Source organism: Methanoculleus sp., assembly GCF_036677455.1.
Classification (GTDB): Archaea; Halobacteriota; Methanomicrobia; order Methanomicrobiales; family Methanoculleaceae; genus Methanoculleus.
The window spans coordinates 31,364-53,593 of sequence record NZ_JAVBWL010000051.1; the positions used below are offsets into that span (position 1 = coordinate 31,364).

The window sequence follows — 22,230 nt, forward strand, 5'->3', positions numbered from 1 at the left end:
AGAATAAAAGAGGCGCAACCCACATCCCCTAACTATGGACACGGATCGTGTGCCGGCTTACGACGCCGTCGTTGTCGGGGGCGGGCCCGCCGGGAGCACCGCCGCCTGCCTGCTCGCGGGGTTTGGATACCGGGTGGCGCTCCTGGAGAGGGAGAGGTATCCACGGGAGAAGGTCTGCGCCGGCTGCCTCAGCCAGAAGTCCATCCGGTTCCTCGACCGGGTCTTCGGCCTGCCCATCCCTGCCCTCAGGGAAGAAGGGCTGCTCGACTCCGCCGGGACCGGCTACGCACTCTATATCGGGAGCAACCGTGTTCTTTCCGGGGACCTCGCCGAACCGTTCTACTTCACTCACCGGGGGCGTTACGATGCCTGCCTCGCCAGGAGGGCGGCAGATGCCGGGGTGGAGGTCCATGAGGGCGTGGAAGTCATCGCAGTCGACCACGCCAGCCGGACCGTCACCGCCTCGGGCGGGAGCCAGTACACCGGCCGGATCATCATCGGGGCCGACGGGATTCACAGCACAGTCCGCCGCTCCCTCCCGGAGAGCATCTTTGAGCATGACCGATGGCGTGAGAACCTCGGATGGGCCATGGAACTTGCAATCCCCCGCACGGAGGCTCAGGCGCTCATGGACGGGGATGGGGCGATCCGGCTGGACGCCGAACTCACGACGCCGCACCTTGTCCTTGACGCCTGCCGGTGGGGCTACGGGTGGGTCTTCCCGAACCGGGAATCAATCATCGTCGGGCTTGGGGGGCTGCTGCAGAAGAACCAGAAATCCCTTCCCGAGCGATACCGGGAGTTCCTGAGCACCATCGGCCTGAGAGCGTTCGCCGACCGAAAACCGGCGGCATACCCGCTGCCGTTCGGCAATTACATCCCCTCCCCGGTTCACGAAGGGACGGTCCTCGTCGGCGATGCAGGCGGGTTCGCAAGCCCCATCCTCGGCGAAGGGATATTCTATGCCCACCGGACCGCAGAACTCGCCGCCCACGCCGTCGACCGCCACCTCGCATCCGGTGCGCCGCTCGGCGAGACCTATACCGCCCTTCTCAACCGCCGCCTCATCCCTGAGTTGCAGGCGGAGAAGACGTTGCGGGACTTCCTCTACAACTGCCTGGATGCCCGGGTACACCCGCCTCTCGAAGCCATGATGCGGGCGACGAACGGCCGGGTCATCGATGCGATCCAGGGGAACCGGTCATTCCGGGGATTCCAGCGGGACGATGACCTCCATTCGGCTGTCTGGTGAAGGCAACGAGCGTGACACCCACCGGGGATACCTCTATCATCCCGGGGATCCAGGGGAACCGCGATGAACACCCCCCGCAACCCTGCCCTCTACGAGGTCAACACCCGCGTCCTGCTCCGTCAGATCGCCCGGGAGACGGGCCGCCGCCATGCCACGCTCGACGGGATCCCGGACTCCTGGGTCGCGGAAATGGCCGGGTGCGGCTTCTCCTGGATCTACCTCATGGGGGTCTGGAAGACCGGAGAGGCCGGGCGCCGGGTCTCTCGCTCGAACGAGGAGTGGCTCCGCGGCTATCGGGATGTGCTCCCCGACCTCCATGAGGAGGATATCTGCGGTTCCCCCTTTGCCGTCGCCGGCTACTCGCTCAACCCGGACCTCGGGGAGCCGGAGGCACTCGTGCGGTTCTGCGATCGCCTGCACGGAGAGGGGCTCCTCCTCATGCTTGACCTCGTCCCGAACCACACCGCCCTCGACCACCCCTGGGTGCGGGACCACCCGGACTACTACATCCGCGGTAGCGAAGAGGACCTCGCCCGCCGGCCGCAGGACTTCACCCGGGTGGACCTCCCCGGGGGGTCGGTCGTCCTCGCCCACGGCCGGGATCCCTACTTCTCAGGCTGGCCCGACACCCTGCAGCTCGACTATGCCAACCCGGCCCTCGCGGAGGCGATGACCGGCGAGGTGCAGAAGATCGCGGGGTGGTGCGACGGCCTGCGGTGCGACATGGCGATGCTTCTCCTCCCGGAGGTCTTCCAGCGGACCTGGGGGCGGGAGATGGAGCCCTTCTGGCCGGGAGCAATCACCGCCGTCCGCAGGGACCACCCGGGCTTCGTCTTCATGGCGGAGGTCTACTGGGACCTTGAGTGGACGCTGCAAGAGCAGGGGTTCGACTACACCTATGACAAACGGCTCTATGATCGGCTCCGGGCCGGGGAGGGGCGGCCGGTGCGTGAGCACCTCCTGGCGGACCTTGAATACCAGCAAAAGTCCGTCCGGTTCCTGGAGAACCATGACGAGGACCGGGCGGCCGCGGTCTTTTCGCCCGACCGCCACCGGGCCGCCGCCGTCCTTGCGTTCCTCTCTCCCGGCCTCCGGTTCTTCCACCAGGGGCAGATCGCGGGGCGGCGCAAATCGGTCCCGGTCCATCTCTGCCGGGGACCGGAAGAAGAGGCCGATCCGATCATAGAAGCGTTCTACCGAGGGCTCCTCGGGTGCCTGCGCATCCCGGCGTTCCGGGACGGCGAGTGGCTCCTCCTCGACTGCACTCCGGCCTGGGAGGGGAACCCGTCCCATGGCGGCTACATCGCCTTCGCCCGGGAAGAGGGAGGAGAGCGTTACCTCGTTGCCGTCAACTACGCCCCGGACCGGGGCCAGTGCTACGTCCCGCTCCCATGGGCCGACCTCGCGGGGAAGGCGATCCGGCTCCGGGACCACATGGGGCAGGCGGGGTATGACCGGGACGGGGAACGCCTCCTCGCCCCGGGGCTCTACCTCGACATCCCCGGATGGGGCTATCACGTATTCGAGGTCACGACAAAAGGAGGGTGACCGCCCCTTCAGGGGGAAAGCGGGATCTCCTGCACCGGGAACTGGACCTCGGTCAGGAGTTCAGCCTCCGGCACTTCTGCCGGGTCGTTGAGGTAGAGCTCCCGCGAGGGGCCGGCCGGGGCAAGGCCGTGTTCGCCCATGTAGGCGAAGAGCCGTTCGTAGGCCTTCCCGACCCCGGGGTACGGGCCCGTGTGGAGCACCGAGAGGAACCGGCCTCCCGGGAGGGTCCGGACCTCGACGGCGGTCCCGTCGAGGCTGACAGGACCGACGATGGGGATCGCAACCTCGATATCGGCGTCCGTCTCCCGGTACTCCTCGTCATGACAGATGAATATGACCGGCCCGGCCATCCGTCCTGCAGGCTCCCGCCCACCCGGGGGAGAGACGACTGCACAGAGTTCCCCGATCAGTCTCGGGATCGCTTCCTGGTAAACACCCTTCTCCCGGCGGGTGAGCGCCCGCTGGGCAGGAACATCCTTGATAACAGGTTCAGTGATTGACATACGGAATCCTCCGTTCAGAGGATCCTGCACCCGCAGGACCTCTGCAACCGCATGCAGCCGATGGACCTCCTGCTCGGTCGCGGCAAGGCGCCGTGCGAAGTGATCGCGGATCGTCCCCGCATCACCGCGTTCCCGTGCCTCGAGGATGGCCTGGACCTCTCCGAGGTCGAACCCCAGCCAGAGCAGGTGCCGGATACAGAGGCCCCGCTCAGCCTGGGCGAAGGTGTAGTAACGGTACCCCGTGCAGATGTCTCGTGCCGCGGGCACGAGGAGCCCCCGCTCGTCGTAGAGGCGGAGCGCCTTCTGCGAGAGCCGGGTGATCCGCGAGAACGTGCCGATAGGGATCTGATCGACTGGCATGGATTACATCCACCTGTTCGCACTGCCAGGTGATAGGCGGTCGGAGTCTCCCTGGGGGGAGAGTTCCGGCCCGGAGTGACAACCTCCGGTTGGACGGCACCCGGCGTCAACCTTCCGGAACAATCAGGGCAGTGCGGACCCGGAAGAAGAGGGGCGGGAGCCCATCACCACTTCTCGATGAGGGAGAGGAGCATCTTACGGACCTGGGTGGTCAGCTCGCAGGAAGGGTTGATTGCAAGCGCTTTATCGGCGCAGATGAGCGCGTGGCGGTACATGCCGAGGTGGTAGAGGACGCTGCACTTCATGCTCCACCCGGCGGCGTACTTCGGATCGATCGCGAGTACCTGGTCAAAACATTCGAGCGCCTTGCGATACTCCCCGAGCGCATACAGGGCGCCACCCTTCAGGCTCCAGACCCGGACGCCCCCGGGGTCGTCCGCGATGGCCCGGTCGTAGCAGGCGATCGCCTCCTCGTGCCGGTGCTGGAGGAAGTGAGCGTAGCCGAGATCCGTCCACGCCGCAACGAAGTGGGGGTCGAGTGAGAGCACCCGTTCGTAGCAGGCGACCGCTTCGTCAAGCCGGCGCATCGCAACGAAGACGCCGCTCCGGTTGTACCAGGCGACGGCAGAGTCCGGGTTGAGTTCCACGGCACGGTCGTAGCAAGCGAGCGCCTCATCGAGCCGGTTGCGGCGCCGGTAGAGCATCCCCCGGGATATCCAGGCCGGAGCAAAATTGGGATCGATCGCAAGCGCCGTCTCCCAGCAGCCGAGCGCCTCCTGGTCCCTGCCGATGAGGTCGAGGAAGACGCCCTTGTTGTTCCACATCTTCACGTTCCTCGGGTCCTCGTCGAGCACCCGTTCAAAACAACCGATCGCTTCGCTGAGTCGTCCCTGCTGGGCGAGAGAGACCGCCTTTCTGCTCACTGCAGCATCAGTCTCCGGCCCCTCCCGGTCTTCGGAACCACTCCTCCCGAAGAGCCTTCCCGTAATGCTCACTCCAGACATTCCCCCCGTGGTCAGGCAATCGATAGCGGGCATACATTATAACCGTTCCGCTGCTGCAGACGAACGTGGGGAATACCTGTGGGGGGATACGGTCCCCGGAGGAGAGGGGGTCAGGGCGGCACCAGGCTGATCGGGATCCGGTTCGGTACTGCGTCGTATCGCCGGGATCACCCGCGCCACCCGTCCGGCCCCTCCCTCACGGCGGAGCTCGCTGTGCACCCGGGCATGGCAGATGCCGCAGAGGGTGACGAGGTTTGACGGGTCGTCGTTCGTGGGATCGAGGTCGAGGTGGTGGACATGGAGGTCTCCCACCGATCCGCAGACCGTGCATACCCCGCCGTCGCGATCGATGACGGCAGTGCGGACCTCCCGCCAGCCCCGGAGCCCGTACTTCGCCCGCGCCCGGATGGGGACGCCGAACTCCTCGCAGAAGACGGCGCTTCCCTCCCGGACCGCGAACGGGCACCGGCAGCAGAGGCTGATGAAGCCGTTGTGGTCCGGGAAGCCGTCGCAGAGGGGAGGCCGGGTGCGGTCGAACGCATCAAGACTGAGCTGCAGGTCAGAGGACATCCTTGAGAAGATCTCTTGCGGGATGCGGGATAAGTGCTGGGATCTCCCGGGCGTTAGCCCTTCTTCTCCTCCCGATAGGGGATCGGGACGTAGGTGACCGACGGGCGGCGGGAGATCGGTTGCGGGAAGAGGTCCATCAATCGGTAGATCCTATCGGGCATACCGGCCGTGACGGGAAGCCCGAGGTCCCGGGCCTGCTCAAGGGTGATCGGGTAGTCGTGTGTCCAGGTCCCCTCCACGAGCAGGCGGGAGAGGCGGTCTGCACGCTCAGGCTCCATCCGGTCGCGGAGCAGGCCGGCCACGAACTCCCGCATCTGGTTCTGGGCCTTTGCCGCGATATCGACCAGAATGAAGGTCTCATCCTCGATCTCTTCCGGCGGTTTCAGGTGCGGGACCCGCAGGATCGACGCCGCCGGGTACTCGCCGATCCGGGGGTCGACCGGGCCGAGCACGGCGTTCTCGTCCATCGCCACCTCGTCGGCGGCCAGGCAGAGGAGCGTTCCGCCCGACATGGCGTAGTGGGGGACAAAGATCGTCACCTTCCCCTTATGGCGCCGGAGCGCCATCGCGATCTGCTCGGAAGAGAGGACCAGACCACCCGGGGTGTGGACGATGAAGTCGATCGGCATCTCCGGATACGTGAGCCGGATCGCCCGGAGGATCTCCTCGGAGTCATTGATATCGATGTAGCGGTAGAACGGGATGCCGAAGAATGCGACCCGCTCCTGCCGGTGGATGAGGGCGATGACCCGGGTCCGGCGCTCCGCCTCCAGGTCCCGGATCGCCCGTAGGCGGCGGGCCCGGGTTATCTGCTGCTGGACGAACGGCACCGCGAAGAGGAGGAGGAAGAAGGCGACCAGCAACACCGTCCAGAACTCGGGCATACCAGCCAGTGCGCCCCTCACGTAAAGAAGGTTCGCCCTGCACAATGCATCAGGGGGAGAGGAACTCATCGATCGAGGTCTGCCGGGTGCGGCCGCCCTCGAACGTGGAGAGCCTGACCCCGAGGAGCCGGACGGCCGTGCCGTCGAGGAACGGCAGGAGCAGACTGCACACGGCCCGCCGGATCACCCCGGGCTCAGCGGTGAACCGTTCCAGGGTCCGGGACCGGGTATGCGTCTGAAAGCCGTGATACCTGACCTTGACCGTGACGGTCCGGCACCGGAGGCCTTCGGCCGCGAGTGTCGTGACGACGTCGTCCGCGAGCCCGGCAACGGTCCCGGAGAGGATGGACGGGTCGGCGGTGTCCCGATCGAACGTCGTCTCCCGGGAGATGGATTTGCACCCCTCTCGGTCCTGCACCTCGCGATCATCGATGCCCCGGGCGAGACGGTGCAGCAGGACGCCTGACCCCCCCAACCGGGCGATGAGGTCCTGGACGTCGCGGCGTGCGAGGTCGCCGATGGTCTGGATGCCCATATCCTGGAGGGTCTCGCCGGTCTTCTTCCCGACGCCGGCGATCTTTCCAACCGGCAGGGGCGCGAGAAACTCCGCCGCCTCATCGGGAGAGACGGCCGTCAGCCCGTCGGGTTTCCGGTAGTCGGACGCGATCTTTGCAACGGCCTTGCACGGGGCGACGCCGACCGAGCAGGTGAGCCCGGTCTCTTCCCGGATCTCTCGCTTGATCGCGGCGGCAAGCGCTCCCGCTGCCGCGAAACTGCCGGCGTCGCTGACGTCGAGATAGGCTTCGTCGATGCTCACCTGCTCGATGCGGCCGGCGTGCCGGGCGAGGATCGTCATGATCTCCGCCGAGACCCGGGTATAGAGCGAGCGGTCAACCGGGAGGTAGACGCCGTGCGGGCAGAGGGCATACGCCCGGGAGATGGGCATACCGGAGTGCACCCCGTAACGGCGGGCCTCGTAAGAGCAGGTGCTCACAACGCCCCGGCCGGTTCCTCCCTTCGGGTCGGCACCCACGATCACCGGCAGCCCGGCAAGGGACGGGTCCCGGCGGACCTCCACCGAGGCGAAGAAACTGTCCATATCCACGTGCAGGACGATCCGGTCGCCGGTCACCTCCATGAACCCTCCAGTCTCCTGAGGGAATGTTTGAACTCCGGGAATATAGGGGGTTTGGTGAGGTGGGGGGGATAAGTGCAAGGCCGGAAGGAGATTTCGCGAGTGCCGGATATGGCCCGGAGCGGCTTCCTCTGACCATGGCAATGGCTATGTAAAAGCCCGAAAACGGCTTCCGAGGGGATATTGCCCTAAGGGGGTGGCGGCTCGCGGGGAGTGCGAGCGTAGCGAGCTTGAGAAGACCTTTGGTCTTCGAGGGGGGAGCACCCCCCTGTCTCCATCTTTTAAGGCAGCGTGTAACCCCCACTCGAAGACCTTCGGTCTTCTCAAGCTCCGGTTCTAACGAACCGTCGCACCCCACCCGGGGCGGGGGCAGTCCGTGACGATAAGCGACTGGCCGAAAGGGCAGGAGCTCGAGCACCGAAGGTGCGCTGTCCACCACGGTCCAGTGTATGGAGTGTTTCCACGGATCTAACGTGCCTAGTTGCTGTAAAAATCCGTTTTCAGGCTTTCCTCGAGCATTACACCTGCCTGAACCTCCAGGCACCCCGGGTGTGGAGCATCTCTGCAACAGGGGTTTCGCCCACCAACACCACGCGCCACATCCAAACCCCCGCGCGCCCTTCGGTGAGCAGGGTAGGCGATTCATGGATGGAAGTTCCGGAAAAGGCGACGTGGTAGCGAGATATCGACTTATTCTGTATGAAAAACGTGCACATTAATAACACGTGGGCGAGTGGGAACCACTCGCTCCACCAACTCCATATAATCGGCAGGAATGTTTGCGATTATGGATGTGAGGACGTGCAAATAAAAAGGGTTATGGAGGGGTTTACCGCGCCGGGATGATGAGGGAGCGCTCGCCGGCGGGCATGAACTCGCGGATGGCGCCCTTCGCGAACTCACGGCGGGGTTCGGAGAAGTCGAACCTCAGGCTCGGGTCGGCGAAGCAGACCTTGACGAGCGGGCTGTAGCAGAACGCGTCGGAACGGCCGTAGTGGGCGCTGGCGACGATCGCAGCGTATTCGCCCTGGTGACCGACGTTCATCGCGTAGTTCGGGTAGTTCGGGCCACGGAGTTCTCCCATCAGGCCGCGGTCGGACTCCATGGAGAGCGAGTTCGCAGACCCGCACTGGTCCTGGAGGTCGTAGCCGAAGAAGCCAAGACGCGACCATCCGTCCTTGTGCAGGAGCATGGAGAGGTACCAGGCGTTCAGACCGGCGTTCGAGTTACCGGTCGTGATAGAGGTCGTCAGACCGGACGCGGCGGCGATGACACCGGCACGCTGGGACCCGCCGAAGTGGTCCTCCATCATGGTCGGGAACTGTTCGTACTGCTCCATGGCGTTGAGGGTGACCTCGGTTGCGAGATCGTTGACGATCTCCTGGGTCGGCTTGACCTTGTCCTTGGGGCTCGGGTTTCTCCAGTCGACCCCGTACTTGTCCTTGGCGTAGTCCATACCGTAGTAGGTGAACTCGTCGAGGATGTTGTCGGTGTAGGCCGCGGTCGCGTACTGGGTGAATCCGACACCGCCGGACATGTAGGAGCCGAGCCAGATCTGGTCGTAGAGCATGGTTCCGGCGCCGACGACCTCAAGGGCAGCTCTTGCGGGGTCGTTCGGGTACTTCCGGTTTGCCTGGACGATATCGGCGAAGAGACCGAACTTGATGCCACCGGGCTCGTTCGGACCACGGGCACGCCGGGCGGGCAGGTGGGATCCCATCTGGATGACGCCTGCGTGCTTTGCAGCGTAGGAGAGGTCGGCAACCGCCGCTTCACCGGCGCACATGCGATAGGCAGCGATGAAGGACATACCGATCTGCATCGCAGACCACCGGGAGGTCGTTCCACCGTCGCAGGTCCTGGAGACCGCGGTCGGGATGTGGATCGCCTGGTACATGCTCTTGCCGACTTCGGCCTTGAGTTCCTCGGCCTGCTTGGCGGGGAAGAGCTTCTCGATGTTCAGGAGGAACTGGGGCTCGATGTCGTCCGCGAGTTCCTGGTCGCCGGTGAAGACCTTGACGTAACAGTCGTCGACGAGGCCGGGGTGGGTCTCGACCATGTGTTCCTGGACGACGGCCGCGCCGGGCATCGCGTGGTTTAAGATGTGAAGGTACTCGTTGATCGTCTCAGGGGTAACTTCCTTACCGAGACGCTTCTGCAGGGTCTGGTGAGCGAGGTCCATCCCGACGATGACGGTCCGCCGGATGTCGTCCCACATCTGCTGCATCGCAGCGTTGTTGACGAAGTGCAGGTCGTCGCCTTCGACGAAGACGCCGGTGCCGGAGACCTCGTAGGTCATCAGCTGGCGCTGGCCCATCGGGATACCGCCAAGGTGGCAGCGTTCGGGGTCGTACATGGAGACACCGCGGTCCATCTCGATGGCACGGCTCGCCTTCATAAACTCCATCTTACGGGGAGACTGACGGACGCCGTTGAACTTGTAGAACTCGGCGGTCTCAGACTCGACGTCCTGCCCCTGGAACTTCTCCTTGAGCGACTTCAGGAACAGTTTCTGGGATCTCTCAATCTTTGCCATTGTAATCACTCCTCTTTCGGCATGAAGCCGTATTTCGTCCGCAGCGAGTGGATCCGCTGGACGTACTCGACGTACTCTTTGTCATCGCGGTAGGGGGTTCCTACGAGCGAGTGGAAGATCGTCGTGTGAGCCTTGAGCCACTTCTGGTCCATGGGCTTGCCGACGGCAACCGCACGGTCGAGGGGCTCGCCGATCTGGTTCTTGACGTACTTGACGACGCCATCCTCACCGAGGATGTCCCTCTGGAGCATGTCGAACATCATGCCGTCTTCAGCGAGGCGGAGCGAGTGGCCGTGCACGGTCGCACCGCGGATGCCGACGAGAGCGGGGTCGAACATCTCGGTCTCGATGAGATCCTTTGCGTACTTCTCGAGGTCGCGTTCGCGGCACTCGACGATCTGGCGACCGGAGAGCGTGCCGGGGTCGATGCCGCGGAAGCGGTAGCACTCGGTGTAGGTCCGCTGGTAGGGCTGGGAGGGGGCGTTGAACATCGAGTCCGCGAACTGGATGTAGCGGACACGGTCGCCGGCCTTAGCGCCGTCGGTGGGCTTGACGAGCTTGCGCATGGGGCAGTCGGGCTCCTGCTGCTCGGCGAGCGGCGGGTGAGCCGTCGGGTATGCCGATCCGGGTGCGCGGTGACCGAGGATCAGCACGATATCCTCATCCGTTACGGAACGAACCTTCTCAAGCTTCTGGCCGGGGTTCATCTGTTTACGCCGGTTCGCGGCGACAATCGATGTCCCGGGACCGTACTGGGGCTTGTATGCCATTGTTTATTCACCTCAAAGTGATAGATATCTTATCCATTTCCTGTTTTGAATGATTTCCAGCCATATATCCGGGTACGAAGACACCTGCCGCAGCGCTGACCCCGGTTGAACGCCGGGCCTTCCCCGCTCCGGGGGTCCGCAAGGCCGATACGCGCGGTACTGCGCCGGGGCCGTGGATCGTCATCCGGCGGATGCCGGCAGGCATATCGAGCAGGCGTCCGGTGATCTCAGGACTGAAGATCCTGAGCGGTACGAGCCTCGCTCGCGGAGATGTGGCGTCCATCACTCTGGATCCCTGCTCAGGCTCCGTTGGCGATCTGGTTGATCGGTTTGTTGAAGACGTCGATCTTACCGTAGGTGTCGGCATAGATCTTCGAGGTGCTCTCAGGCGAGAACATCTGGGTTCCGGCATCGAGTGCTGCCGCAGCGACCACACACGGGATAGCCACACCGTTTGCGTGACGGGTCACGACATGGTTGCCGTTGAAGATACCGGGGCCGCCACCACCGTAGATCGAGTGGCTGAAGAACGAGAACCCGACGGCAGTACCCATGACACGACCGTAGTCGGTGCTCGGGAGACCGGTCTCGTGTTCAAGCAGGTCGTTGAAGTAGAGGAGCGTCGCGGAGACCGCCTGGGCGAACCGTCCGGCACCACAGTTGACGATGGTGGCTGCCATGGTTCCTGCGGCGGCGTAGGCGTTCCAGAGCATGGGGTCCTTCGTGTCGTAGAACTGGAAGTACCCGCCCTTCTTGCCGGGGGCGATGACCTTGTCCTCGATGGCCCGCTCGACCAGGCTCTGGACGACGGTACCGATGGTTCCGGTCTGGCCGTTTGCCTTGACGAGGTCGTAGACCATGTTGTTCGCGTTCAGGCCCTGGTAGGCGTAGGCGAGCAGCATGGCGCGCTCGAACGGCCCGACAGCGGAGCCCATCTCGAAGATACCCGCGGTCTCGAGGGTGGACGCGAGTGCGGCACCCTGCAGGGCGTTCCGGTTGGTCATCATGACGGTGTGGTTGACCGGGATGTTCCGGAGCGCGTAGCCGATACCCTCGTTGTTCTGGGGGATGGTCAGAATGGACGTGACGAGTGCGCCTTCCAGATCCTGGGTGTGCGGGTAGCCGCCCCAGCAGGCCGCCTTGACGGTGGATGCGTTGAAGGCGTCGATGTCGAACTGATCGACGATCGCGAAGGTGGTCGCGGCTGCGACCGAGGTGATCGCGGCATCGTAGGTGGACGCGTTGATCAGGCGCTTTGTGGGGACCTTGACGAGCTGGAGCTTTCCACCGTTGAACTCCAGGATATCGGTGTCGTCGCCCTCCTCAACCTGGACCATCTCCTTGATCTTGGCGACGATGGCGTCCTTGTTCTCCATGATGGGGAGATCCAGTTCTCTTCCCTTGATCTTGCCCTTTCCAAGTTTGCCAGTCTTGAGTGCATCCTGGATGCCCCCGAGGTTGACGTTGATCGTTCTCTTGGTCAGGTCGATGATCTTACCTGTGGCCGGGTTAACCAGCGGGCTGATTCTGTCGAGGGTGACGCCGCTCTTGAGCAGCTTCCCGTCATCAGAATAGAGATCGATTGTTTCCGTGTATTTAGCCATAGTATTTCATCCTTTTACCCTTGTTCAATGCATTCCGTTCATGAAAGAGGCCGGGGCAAACACCCGCTCCGGGTTCTCTGAAGGCCGCTTACTGCACGTCCCAAAAGGGACTATAGATGTAGAAGAAGGGTTATTAATAAAATTTGCGAATTTAGACGGATTTTTTTGCAAAAAATAATATTAATATCGAATATATTTCTAATCGGATATTTTAAAATCAAGATTCAATGGTCCAATTGGTTGAACGCGATCGATAAAAAGAATTTCGTTCACCCGCACCCCCACGGGGTCGGCCCACGGAGGGCCGACAGAGGGCACGTATTAAATAATAACATGGAGCAATACTAATAACACAAGGTAATATTACTCGTGCCGATAGACATCAAACGTATCTGCCTCTAGGGGTTGGAGGCGGAACTATATAATCCTACCCGGATAGAGCACCATTCCCCAAAACCCGGATCTCAGGGTCACCATTCTTAAAACCACCCCCTTCCAGCCAGTACTGACACCAGGTATGGAGAGCCCTCCTGCTCCGCCGCACCCCAGGGTAGAGAGGAGGCATGCCGGGCCTCCGCCCCGATCCCACGCCCTATAGCCCCTGGTCGGGGTCGGAAGGGCCGGCACCTCAACAACATGTAAGTTAACCATATCACTGATCGGCGCACACAGGAAGGCCCCCTACATAATTAGCACAATTAGCCAGGTCTACTATAACGGACCTTTTTTACCCATCAAAATCGAAGGCAAATCTGTACGGAGCGAATTAGCATATAATTGATCATGTTAAAATACTTACCAATACGGAATCGTTAAATAGAAATCATTACAAGTTATGGTAAAGCGATCCGTCCGGTGCTTACCCGGAGAGTGTCGTTTCACCAGGCAGGCAGACCATCTGCATATCGACCGATCCCGGTCACCGGGCCCTTGCCGTGCAGGAAGGCTCAGCCTGCCGGGTATGGATTGCCCCGGTAGATCTTCCCGCGGCGCGGGAGAAACCCGGTAACGGGTCATATGGGAGCACCATACTCTACCGGGCTGACCCACCGGCGCTTCGGGGGGGGACCCGGCCCTATCAACCACAATGAGGCAAAAGCATGGCGAAGAGTATTACGTTGAACATGATCACCCAGCGTTCCATCGAAGAAGGCGTTGCGATGGAGAAGGGCAAAACGACCCCGGACTACTTTGAGGCCTGTTCGATCATCGAGATGCACGACGACGATGTCAGGACGCTGGGTCTCGTCCCGAACCAGCTTGTGCGGGTGACGAGCGAGTGCGGAAGCGTGGTCGTCAAGACCGTCAAGGGGCGCCAGTCGCTCTATCCCGGCCTTGCATTCATCCCACAGGGCGTCTGGGCGAACCAGATCGTTCCCCCGAGAACCCAGGCGACCGGAGAACCCCAGTACAGTGGTTTCCCCGTGACGGTCGAGCCGGCGAACGGTGAGCGGCGCAAGAGCGCGCTCGAGCTGGTCCAGGGGGCCGTAGGTATGTGGAGAGGTGATCAGTAATGCCAAAGAGAGTTGAGAACGTCGGATGCCCCTACTGCGGCGTCTGCTGTGACGACCTTGTCGTGACCGTATCGGACGATGGAAAGAAGATCCTGGACGTCGAGAATGCCTGTGCCATCGGTAACCAGATCTTCCATCATGCAACGACCGAGGGGAGGATCCAGTTACCCCGTCTCCGCCAGCCGGACGGCACCTACAAGGACATTTCCTACGATGAGGCGATCGACTACGCGGCAAAAGTGCTCTACAATGCGAAGAAACCCCTGATCTACGGGTTCGGATCGACCAACTGTGAGGGCATGGCCGCAGCGGCCAAGGTTGCCGAGAGGGCGGGAGCCGTGCTCGACAACTGCGCGTCCATCTGCCACGGGTCCTCGTTCCTCGCTATATTCGACAACGGCTACCCGAGCTGCACCCTCGGTGAGGTCAAGAACCGTGCAGACGTCATCGTCTACTGGGGAGCAAACCCGGCCCACGCCCACCCGCGGCACATGTCGCGCTACTCGATCTTCCCCCGCGGCTTCTTCACGGGGAAGGGCCACAAGAGCCGCAAGATCGTCGTCATCGATCCAAGGCACACCGACACCGCCCAGGTGGCGGACATCTACCTGCAGGTGAAGCAGGGGCATGACTACGACCTCTTCAACGCGTTCCGCACCGCCATCCGCGGCCACGAGATCCCCGCCGAGGTTGCCGGGATCAAGCGGGAACAGATCCTCGAAGTCGTCGATATCATGAAGAAGGCCCGGTTCGGCACCGTCTTCTACGGGATGGGGCTCTGTCACTCCGACGGCCGCAACCACAACGTGGATATCGCCATCAGCATGACCCGCGACTTGAACGACTACACCAAGTGGACGATCATGGCGATGCGGGGCCACTACAACATCACCGGGCCGGGCGCGGTCTGGTCATGGCAGTACGGCTACCCCTACTGTCTCGACCTGACGAAGAAGGACATCGCCTACATGAATCCCGGTGAGACGAGCTCCATCGACCTCGCGATGCGGGACGAGGTGGACGCCTTCATCAACATAGGGACCGATGCCGGCGCGCACTTCCCGATCGAGGCAGTCAAGCACCTCAGGAAGCACCCCTGGATCACCATCGACCCGAACATCTGCATGGCAAGCGAGATCTCCGACCTCCATATCCCGGTAGGGATCGTGGGGGTCGAGGTCCCGGGGATCGTCTACCGGATGGACAACGTCCCGATCCAGTACCGCAAGGTCATCGACCCGCCGGAAGGGGTTCTCAGCGACGAAGAGGTCTTCGAGCGGATCTTCAAGCGGCTCGGCGAACTGGAAGCGGAAGAGGCCGCAAAGGGTCCGGCAAAGTCCATACCCCAGGGCGTCCGTGCGGAGGAATAAGGCATGAGTGAACTCATCATCAAGAACGGGTTCGTCTTTGATCCCCTGCAGGGAATCAAGGGCGACCGGATGGATATCGCGATCAAGGACGGCAAGATCGTCGAGACGAGCGCCCTCAAGGACCCGAAGACGATCGACGCCGCCGGCATGGCCGTGATGGCAGGCGGTGTCGATATCCACTCCCATGTGGTCGGGCCGAAGGTGAACGTAGGCCGGCTCTTCCGGCCGGAGGACAAACTCTTCAAGAGCCCCAGGAAGAAGAGCACCCGCATGGAGATGGGCTTCTCCGTCCCCTCCACGTTCAAGACCGGTTACGACTACGCCAGGATGGGCTACGTCTTCGTCAACGAAGCGGCGATGCCCCCGCTCCACTCCCCGCACGTCCACGAAGAGATCCGGGATACCCCGATCATCGACAACGCTGCGATGCCGGTCTTCGGCAACAACTGGTTCACCTTCGAATACCTCAAGAACCACGAGATCGAGAACAACGCCGCGTATACCGCCTGGCTCCTCCGGGCCACACGCGGGTTCGGCATCAAGGTCGTGAACCCCGGCGGCTCCGAGGCCTGGGGATGGGGGCTCAACTGCGAGCACATCCACGACCCGGTCCCGTACTTCGATATCACCCCGGCCCAGATCATCACAGGCCTCATCGAGACGAACGAGTACCTCGGCCTCCCGCACTCGATGCACCTGCACGCGAACAACCTCGGGAACCCGGGCAACTACGTCGATACCCTCGAATCGCTCAAACTCGCCGAGGGCTACGCCCCGAAGAACAACTTCGGCCGCGAGCAGGTGATGCACGTCACGCACCTCCAGTTCCACGCCTACGGCGGCGACTCCTGGGGGAACGTGGAGTCGAAGGCCAGAGAGATCATGGACTACGTGAACACCCACGACAACATCTCCATCGATCTCGGCCAGGTAACCCTCGACGAGACCACGACGATGACCGCCGACGGGCCGTTCGAGCACCACCTTCGGGCCTTGAACAACCTGAAGTGGGCGAACGTGGACGTCGAACTCGAGACCGCAGCAGGTGTCGTGCCCTACATCTACAGCCCGAACGTCAAGGTCTGCACCATCCAGTGGGCCGTTGGCCTGGAGCTGGCGCTCCTCTCCAGAGACCTGATGCGGACCTACATCACCACCGACCACCCGAATGCCGGACCGTTCACCCGCTATCCGCAGGTCATCGCGTGGCTGATGAGCCGGGAGGCGCGTGACGAGACCATGAAGACGTTCAAGTGGCTTGACCGGACGATCGACGCCACCTGTATCGACAGCATCGACCGCGAACTCTCGCTCTACGAGATCGCACAGATGACCCGGGCGGGACCGGCAAAGGCGCTCGGCGTCTGCAACACCTACGGCGGGCTCGCCCCCGGCATGGATGCCGATGTCGCCATCTACCCCCTCAACCCCGAGGCTATACCCTCCGACCCGGCAGCGATCGAGAAGGCCTTCGCCCGGTGTGCCTGGCTGGTCAAGGATGGCATCGTGGCCGTCCGCGACGGTGAGATCGTCGCAGAGCCCGCAAAGCGGACCATCTGGGTCGACGTGAAGGTCCCGGAGAACGCGCAGGTGCAGAGAGACATCTACGAGCACTTCCTCAGGCACTACAGCGTGCAGCTCGACAACTACTCGCTCTTCGAGGAGCACCTCCATAACCCGCGGGTGATTGAGGTCGATACGACACAATGAGGCGATGAACATGAAGACAGTAATCCTCACTCTGACCAACCCCTCAGAACTCATGCTTGAGGGACAGAACATCACTCCGGACAACTTTGCAGGAAAGAAGGCAGCCGAGATCGCCACGCTCGACGTCTGGGAGGGCAAACAGAAGGGCCCGCTCGGGAGATACTTCACCGTTGAGGGAGACGGCGGAGCAACAGCGGCCGACACGAAGATCATCCTCCGCGGAGACTGCAGCCGCGTGAAAAGGATTGGCCAGCAGATGACCGCCGGCGAGATCGTCATCGAAGGCAACGCCGACATGTACATCGGCGGCTGGATGAAGGGCGGAAAGGTCCACGTGAAAGGAAACGTGGACTCGTTCTGCGGTATCGGGATGGAAGGCGGCGAGCTCGTCATCGACGGAGAAGCCTACCACCACCTGGGTTCATCGCCCCGTGGCGAATGGCGCGGCATGAAGGGCGGGCTGATCCGGGTTGCCGGGAATGTCGGCAACGATACGGCCACGTTCATCAACGGCGGGACGATCATCATCGGCGGCGATGCGGATATCCACGTCTCCACCCACGGCGAGGGAGGCACCGTCGTCATCAAGGGCAACGCGAAAGGCCGTGTCGGCGGGCAGATGGTGAAAGGCGATATCTACGTCTACGGGACGATCGAGAACCCGCTCCCGGGATTCAAGATGGTCGATGAGGTGGAGCAGGAGGTCGACGGTGAGAAGGCCCGCTTTGCCCACTACATCGGGGATCTCGGCGAGCGCCACCCGGTCTCTAGAGGCAAGCCAGTGTATGCAAATATCTACACCCGAATCTAACATTTTTCTCATGATACGGACCCTTCGGGAAGAGGCGACGAGGTGAGCGGAACGCCATGGCGAGGAGACGCCTCACATTAAAGCCGCTCCCGGAGGTCCGGGAGATGATGCAGGCTGTCTTCCCGCTCCCGGGCCGGATACTCCGGGTCCCGGTGGCCGGGGCGGCCGGGCGGGTGACGGCGACCCCCGTATACTCGCTCCTGACGGTCCCGCCAGCGGACGTTGCCGCACGGGACGGTTTTGCCGTCGTGAGCAGCGAGACCACAGGAGCCGGCAACGGGACAGTGGTTCCGCTCAAGAACCCCTCCCGGGTGAACACAGGGAACGCGATCCCGCCCGGCTACGACGCGGTCGTCATGATCGAGGATATCGTCGGAGGTGACGGGTTCCGGAGCACCGGGAAGGCCGTGTGCCCCGGGGAGCATATCCACCCGGCCGGCACCGAGATCCGGCAGGGGGAGATGATACTCCCGGCGGGGCACACGCTACGCCCCTGGGACATCGGGGCGCTCCTCACCTACGGGATCACCGAACTCAATGTCGCGGCCCTGAAGGTCGGCCTCATCCCGACGGGGAGCGAACTGGTCCGTCCCGGCGAGCGGCCGGGCGCGGGCGAGGTTATCGAGAGCAACACCGCCGTCGCCGCGGCATGGCTCACCGAGGCCGGTGCCACCTGCACCCGCTACGAGATCGTCCACGACGACCCCGCGCTGCTCCGGGAGGCCATCGAACGGGGCATCCGGGAGAACGACCTCCTCCTGGTCTCCGCCGGGTCTTCGGCGGGCACCCGGGACTTCACCGCCGGGATCATCGGCGACCTCGGCGAGGTGCTCGTCCACGGCATCGCCATGAAGCCCGGGAAGCCTGCGATCGTCGGGAGGATAGATGGCAAACCGGTCATCGGGATGCCGGGCTACCCGATCGCCGCTATGACGGCCGTGCGGGAACTCGCCCTCCCCCTGCTCGCGGCGTGGGGGTTCTGCACCCGGCCCGGGGAGCGCCTCCGCGCCCGGCTCAGCGGGACGGTCGTGGCCGATCCCGGGTTTGACGAGTTCGTCCAGGTCATCGTCTCCCGGGCCGGCGATCGGTATACCGCCACCCCCCTGCCCCCGGGAGCCGGGACGCAGATGGCGGTGGTCCGCGCAAACGCCTGCTTGCACGTCTCTCTAGGCACCGGAACCATCCCGGAGGAGACAGATGTCGAGGTTCTTCTGACCGGGCCGTGTCCGCCGGTCCGGGAGCCACCCGCAAACCTCAACCCCACGCCGGAACACCGGGCCCGGGCACCCCCGATACAGGGGGGGTCCTGAACGGCCGGTCACTCCTCGGTCTCGCAGGTCTCGACCAGGGTGCGGACCCGGGCTTCGAGGGCCGGGAGCCACTCCTGGTACTCGCGCGCGAGCAGAAACGTCCGGACAGCGTCGCCCATACCCCGGTGGACGGCGAGGAGGTGGTGGCACTCGTCGGGGACGGGATAGCAGAAGTGGGTCGAGGTGACGGTGGCACCGTCGAAAGAGAAGTCGATGAGCCGGGAGAGGCGGTCGAGGGAGAGGACCTGCTTCATCGCAAAGCGCCGCCGGATCTCCCGCTGGAGGTCGGTGAGCATGCACCCGTCAAGCGTCACCCCCGCGGTCCTGAAGGCTCTCTTCTCCATATCAGCCGCAAAGACGACCACCTTCTCGATATCCCCGGGTGAGAGAATCGACTCCATGAAGAGCCGGAGATCGGCGAACGCACTCCGGGCGGTGGCCCGTGCCGCCGTCACCTCGCCGTCCGCGACCCGGAACGAGTGGTCGTAGGGCCTCCCGTACTCTTCGCGGCCCATGTTCGCCACGGTCGTCGCAACGCCGACGGTCTTACCGCATGAGTCGGTCACCTTCTTCCAGATCTCGACATCGATGTCGTAGCAGAACTGCTCGCCTGTGTACCGGACGGTGTCGTCCTCCGGCTGGTAGACGACCGCGCCGATCTCGATCGGCATCATAACCTGCCGGCAGGTGCCGTAGACGTAACCGAACTCGATGTCCAGGTGGACGCTGCTGCCCGCCCCACCCGCTACGGACTGGTTCACAGGTAGAGATCTCTCCTGAGGCAACGAAAAGGTTTCCCGGGCCCCCGCTTCGGCAAAGGTTTATCCCGCTGGAGATAAGCCATTTTATAGCAGCAAGATGCCCTGTATCGGACGACCATGAGACTCTCCACCATCTGGGAAAAACTTCGCACCGGCGGCCTCCTCGGGCAGGAGCCCCGCGGACACCCGGAGCCCCCCGTCAGCCGCAGCCGGGAGACGGAGATGCGAGCCCTCCTCGCCCGCCCCCCGTTCGGGCTCACCGAGATTCGCGATGCAGCCCTCCCCCTTTACGACCGGGCGCTGACCCACCGGTCGTACGCAAACGGCGGGGAGTACCCGGCAGCGGCGGTCGACGACAACGAGCGGCTCGAGTTCCTGGGAAACTACGTCCTCGACTTCGTCATCGCCGACCACCTCTACACGGAGTACGACCTCGCGCCGGGGGAGATGAACCGGAGGCTCCAGGTGACCAGGAACACAAAACTCGCAGATATCGTGCGCGAGCAGGGCCTCGGCATCGACGGCGTCATCAGGAGGCGGGGGCAGGCGCTGACCGACTCTATCATCGCTGATGCGTTCGAGGCCCTGATCGGCGCCATCTACCTCGATCGCGGTCTCGATACGGCCCGGGAGGTGGTGCTCGCGATCTTCGAGGGCGAGATCGCGGAGTGCGACACCCACAGGAACTACCGGGGGAGGCTCCAGGAGTTCGTCGCCCGGGAGAACCTCGGCGGCCTCGACTACGCCTTCCGCCAGACCGGTCCCGGGAGCTGCCCCGTCTGGGCCGCCCGGGTGGCCGTCGGGGGGACCCTCCTCGGCGAGGGGGAGGCGCGGACCAAGCAGGGGGCGGCGATGCTCGCGGCACGAGAGGCGCTCGGCCGTCTAGGGGAGGAATGAAGCGGTGCAGCCGTCCGGGCGGGATGCGACCGTCGCCATCGTCCGGTGCGACGATTATGTGCCGGAAGACGTTGATGATGCCGTCCGCCGCGCGATCGACCTCGCTGGCGGGATCGGGAGGTTTGTTGCCCCGGGAGAGCGTGTCCTCCTCAAACCAAACCTCCTCCAGGGCCAGGAGCCGGAGCGGTGCGTCACCACCCATCCGGCGGTCGTCGCTGCCGTCGCCCGGCTCCTCGTGGAGCACGGGTGCCGGGTCGTCATCGGCGACAGCCCGGGAGCCGGGATCATCTACAGCGAGGCAAACCTGCGGCGGGCGTATTCACGCAGTGGGTTTTTTGCGGTGGCGGAGGAGACCGGCGCCACCCTGAACTACGACACCTCCTCTGCCAGCGTCGCGTTCCCGGAGGGGGAGGCGGTGAAGCAGTTTCCGATCATCACCCCGGCCGTAGAGGCCGACGCGATCGTGGTCGTCTCCAAGGCGAAGACCCATATGTGGACCCGGATGACCGGGGCTGCGAAGAACCTCTTCGGGCTCATCCCCGGGCTTGAAAAACCGGTCTTCCACTTCCGGTTCCAGGACGAGTACGCCTTCGGGAGGATGATCGTCGACCTCAACGAGTGCATGAAGCCCCGGCTCCAGGTCGTGGATGCAGTCGTCGGGATGGAGGGGGACGGTCCGCAGTCCGGGAGCCCGCGGAAGATCGGGGTGATCCTTGCCGGGAGCGACTACGCGGCCGTCGACACCGTCCTCGCGCGGCTCATCGGCATGGACCCGCTCGAGATCGGGCCCATCAAGAGCGCAGTTGCGCGCGGGCTCCTCGACCCGGAGGGGGTCCGAACGGTCGGCGACGACCCCGCTCTATTCGTGGTCCCGGACTTCCGGAAACCCTCGACGTATGCCGGTGGCAGAACGGGCACCTGGCGGCGGGTGGTCCTCGCCGTCGTCCAGCGGTTCGGGAGGATCTACGCCCCCCGTCCCGGCGTGAGCGGACCGGCGTGCATCGGCTGCAGGAAGTGCGAGCGGATCTGCCCGGTGCACGCGATCGCCGTTGCCGAAGGCAGGGCGACGATCGACCCTGCGCGCTGTATCCGGTGCTACTGCTGTCATGAGATCTGCACCGAAGACGCCATCGCCCTCTCGCGGAGTCTTCCGGGGAGACTCCTCGCCCGCCTGCTCGGGTGAGGTGGCCGGCCACAAGGCTCATGGGTGATGGAAAACGAGGAGGACCCCATGTCATGCCCCTTCTGCAACCCGACCCCTGAGGTCATCGTGGCGAAAAACGACCTCTGCTATGCCCGCTACGACATCCACCCGGTAAGCCCCGGCCATCTGCTCGTCATACCGTTCCGGCATGTGGCGAGTTACTTCGATACGACCGCCGAAGAGCGAATGGCCCTCGCCCGGCTCATCGACGACTGCCGGGCGCTCACCGGGCGCGAGCATCACCCCGACGGCTACAACATCGGCGTCAACGTCGGGGAGGCCGCGGGGCAGAACGTGATGCACGTTCACATCCACTTCATCCCGCGCTACCAGGGCGATGCCTCAGGAGAGCACGAAGGGGGCGTGCGGCGTGTCGTACCGCGAAGAGAAGGGTAGCGGCAGAGATCCATCGCCGGGAGAGAGGAGATGGAGGTCGGCCGGCCGCTACCGCGGCGGTCCATTTTGGAATGATTAATAATGTAAGTAA

19 protein-coding genes are annotated in these 22,230 nt (G+C 63.7%); 10 read left to right on the top strand and 9 right to left on the bottom strand.

From position 1 onward, the window contains the following. The first annotated feature begins 34 nt into the window (after positions 1 to 34). Both V6K60_RS12105 and V6K60_RS12110 read left to right on the top strand, forming a co-directional pair. The gene (locus tag V6K60_RS12105; protein ID WP_332450782.1) at positions 35 to 1,252 is read left to right on the top strand and encodes an NAD(P)/FAD-dependent oxidoreductase; all 1,218 of its coding nucleotides are present in this window, start codon (positions 35 to 37) and stop codon (positions 1,250 to 1,252) included. 63 nt (positions 1,253 to 1,315) lie between these two features. Continuing rightward, positions 1,316 to 2,800, top strand: a complete 1,485-nt coding sequence (locus tag V6K60_RS12110) for an alpha-amylase family glycosyl hydrolase (protein WP_332450783.1) — start codon at positions 1,316 to 1,318, stop codon at positions 2,798 to 2,800. An 8-nt stretch (positions 2,801 to 2,808) separates the two neighbouring features. Here the strand turns inward: V6K60_RS12110 and V6K60_RS12115 are convergent, their stop codons facing one another. The 8 genes from V6K60_RS12115 to mcrB form a co-directional block, all read right to left on the bottom strand. Next, positions 2,809 to 3,663 carry a MerR family transcriptional regulator gene (locus V6K60_RS12115; RefSeq protein ID WP_332450784.1) on the bottom strand — a complete coding sequence of 285 codons (855 nt, stop codon included), beginning with the start codon at positions 3,661 to 3,663 and terminating at the stop codon, positions 2,809 to 2,811. Positions 3,664 to 3,827: 164 nt separating this feature from the next. Beyond that, the gene (locus V6K60_RS12120) at positions 3,828 to 4,700 is read right to left on the bottom strand and encodes a tetratricopeptide repeat protein (protein WP_332450785.1); all 873 of its coding nucleotides are present in this window, start codon (positions 4,698 to 4,700) and stop codon (positions 3,828 to 3,830) included. A 3-nt stretch (positions 4,701 to 4,703) separates the two neighbouring features. Then, entirely contained in the window at positions 4,704 to 5,237 is a 534-nt protein-coding gene (locus tag V6K60_RS12125; protein ID WP_332450786.1) for an HNH endonuclease, read from the bottom strand. A 53-nt stretch (positions 5,238 to 5,290) separates the two neighbouring features. Then, complete coding sequence (locus V6K60_RS12130; protein ID WP_332450787.1) at positions 5,291 to 6,121, bottom strand: SDH family Clp fold serine proteinase; 831 nt, start codon at positions 6,119 to 6,121, stop codon at positions 5,291 to 5,293. 49 nt (positions 6,122 to 6,170) lie between these two features. Beyond that, complete coding sequence (gene dinB / locus V6K60_RS12135; RefSeq protein ID WP_332450788.1) at positions 6,171 to 7,259, bottom strand: DNA polymerase IV; 1,089 nt, start codon at positions 7,257 to 7,259, stop codon at positions 6,171 to 6,173. Positions 7,260 to 8,085: 826 nt separating this feature from the next. Next, entirely contained in the window at positions 8,086 to 9,792 is a 1,707-nt protein-coding gene (gene mcrA, locus V6K60_RS12140) for a coenzyme-B sulfoethylthiotransferase subunit alpha (RefSeq protein ID WP_332450789.1), read from the bottom strand. A 5-nt stretch (positions 9,793 to 9,797) separates the two neighbouring features. Continuing rightward, positions 9,798 to 10,562: a coenzyme-B sulfoethylthiotransferase subunit gamma gene (mcrG, locus tag V6K60_RS12145; RefSeq protein ID WP_332450790.1), complete on the bottom strand. Its 765-nt coding sequence runs from the start codon at positions 10,560 to 10,562 to the stop codon at positions 9,798 to 9,800. Between the two features lie 299 nt (positions 10,563 to 10,861). Further along, positions 10,862 to 12,166 (bottom strand): coenzyme-B sulfoethylthiotransferase subunit beta, encoded by a 1,305-nt coding sequence (gene mcrB, locus V6K60_RS12150; RefSeq protein ID WP_332450791.1) that lies wholly within the window; start codon positions 12,164 to 12,166, stop codon positions 10,862 to 10,864. A 1,100-nt stretch (positions 12,167 to 13,266) separates the two neighbouring features. Between mcrB and V6K60_RS12155 the strand changes: the two genes are divergently transcribed. From V6K60_RS12155 to V6K60_RS12175, 5 genes are read left to right on the top strand one after another with little or no spacing between them, the layout of a single operon-like run. Beyond that, positions 13,267 to 13,680, top strand: a complete 414-nt coding sequence (locus V6K60_RS12155; RefSeq protein ID WP_332450792.1) for a molybdopterin dinucleotide binding domain-containing protein — start codon at positions 13,267 to 13,269, stop codon at positions 13,678 to 13,680. Next, the gene (locus tag V6K60_RS12160) at positions 13,680 to 15,050 is read left to right on the top strand and encodes a formylmethanofuran dehydrogenase subunit B (RefSeq protein ID WP_332450793.1); all 1,371 of its coding nucleotides are present in this window, start codon (positions 13,680 to 13,682) and stop codon (positions 15,048 to 15,050) included. The genes V6K60_RS12155 and V6K60_RS12160 overlap by 1 nt, the downstream gene beginning before the upstream one ends. 3 nt (positions 15,051 to 15,053) lie before the next feature. Next, on the top strand, positions 15,054 to 16,760 hold the full coding sequence (locus V6K60_RS12165) for a formylmethanofuran dehydrogenase subunit A (protein ID WP_332450794.1): 1,707 nt from the start codon (positions 15,054 to 15,056) through the stop codon (positions 16,758 to 16,760). Positions 16,761 to 16,770: 10 nt separating this feature from the next. Continuing rightward, the gene (locus V6K60_RS12170) at positions 16,771 to 17,571 is read left to right on the top strand and encodes a formylmethanofuran dehydrogenase subunit C (protein WP_332450795.1); all 801 of its coding nucleotides are present in this window, start codon (positions 16,771 to 16,773) and stop codon (positions 17,569 to 17,571) included. 56 nt (positions 17,572 to 17,627) lie between these two features. Beyond that, on the top strand, positions 17,628 to 18,881 hold the full coding sequence (locus V6K60_RS12175) for a molybdopterin-binding protein (RefSeq protein ID WP_332450796.1): 1,254 nt from the start codon (positions 17,628 to 17,630) through the stop codon (positions 18,879 to 18,881). 8 nt (positions 18,882 to 18,889) lie between these two features. Here the strand turns inward: V6K60_RS12175 and V6K60_RS12180 are convergent, their stop codons facing one another. Further along, complete coding sequence (locus V6K60_RS12180) at positions 18,890 to 19,642, bottom strand: hypothetical protein (RefSeq protein ID WP_332450797.1); 753 nt, start codon at positions 19,640 to 19,642, stop codon at positions 18,890 to 18,892. 117 nt (positions 19,643 to 19,759) lie between these two features. On the opposite strand from V6K60_RS12180, the gene V6K60_RS12185 reads away from it, so the two are divergent. The 3 genes from V6K60_RS12185 to V6K60_RS12195 are packed head-to-tail and all read left to right on the top strand — an operon-like array spanning position 19,760 to position 22,139. Continuing rightward, on the top strand, positions 19,760 to 20,539 hold the full coding sequence (locus tag V6K60_RS12185) for a ribonuclease III family protein (RefSeq protein WP_332450798.1): 780 nt from the start codon (positions 19,760 to 19,762) through the stop codon (positions 20,537 to 20,539). Between the two features lie 4 nt (positions 20,540 to 20,543). Further along, positions 20,544 to 21,722 (top strand): DUF362 domain-containing protein, encoded by a 1,179-nt coding sequence (locus tag V6K60_RS12190; RefSeq protein WP_332450799.1) that lies wholly within the window; start codon positions 20,544 to 20,546, stop codon positions 21,720 to 21,722. 48 nt (positions 21,723 to 21,770) lie between these two features. Beyond that, positions 21,771 to 22,139 (top strand): HIT family protein, encoded by a 369-nt coding sequence (locus V6K60_RS12195; protein WP_332450903.1) that lies wholly within the window; start codon positions 21,771 to 21,773, stop codon positions 22,137 to 22,139. Positions 22,140 to 22,230 lie beyond the last annotated feature (91 nt).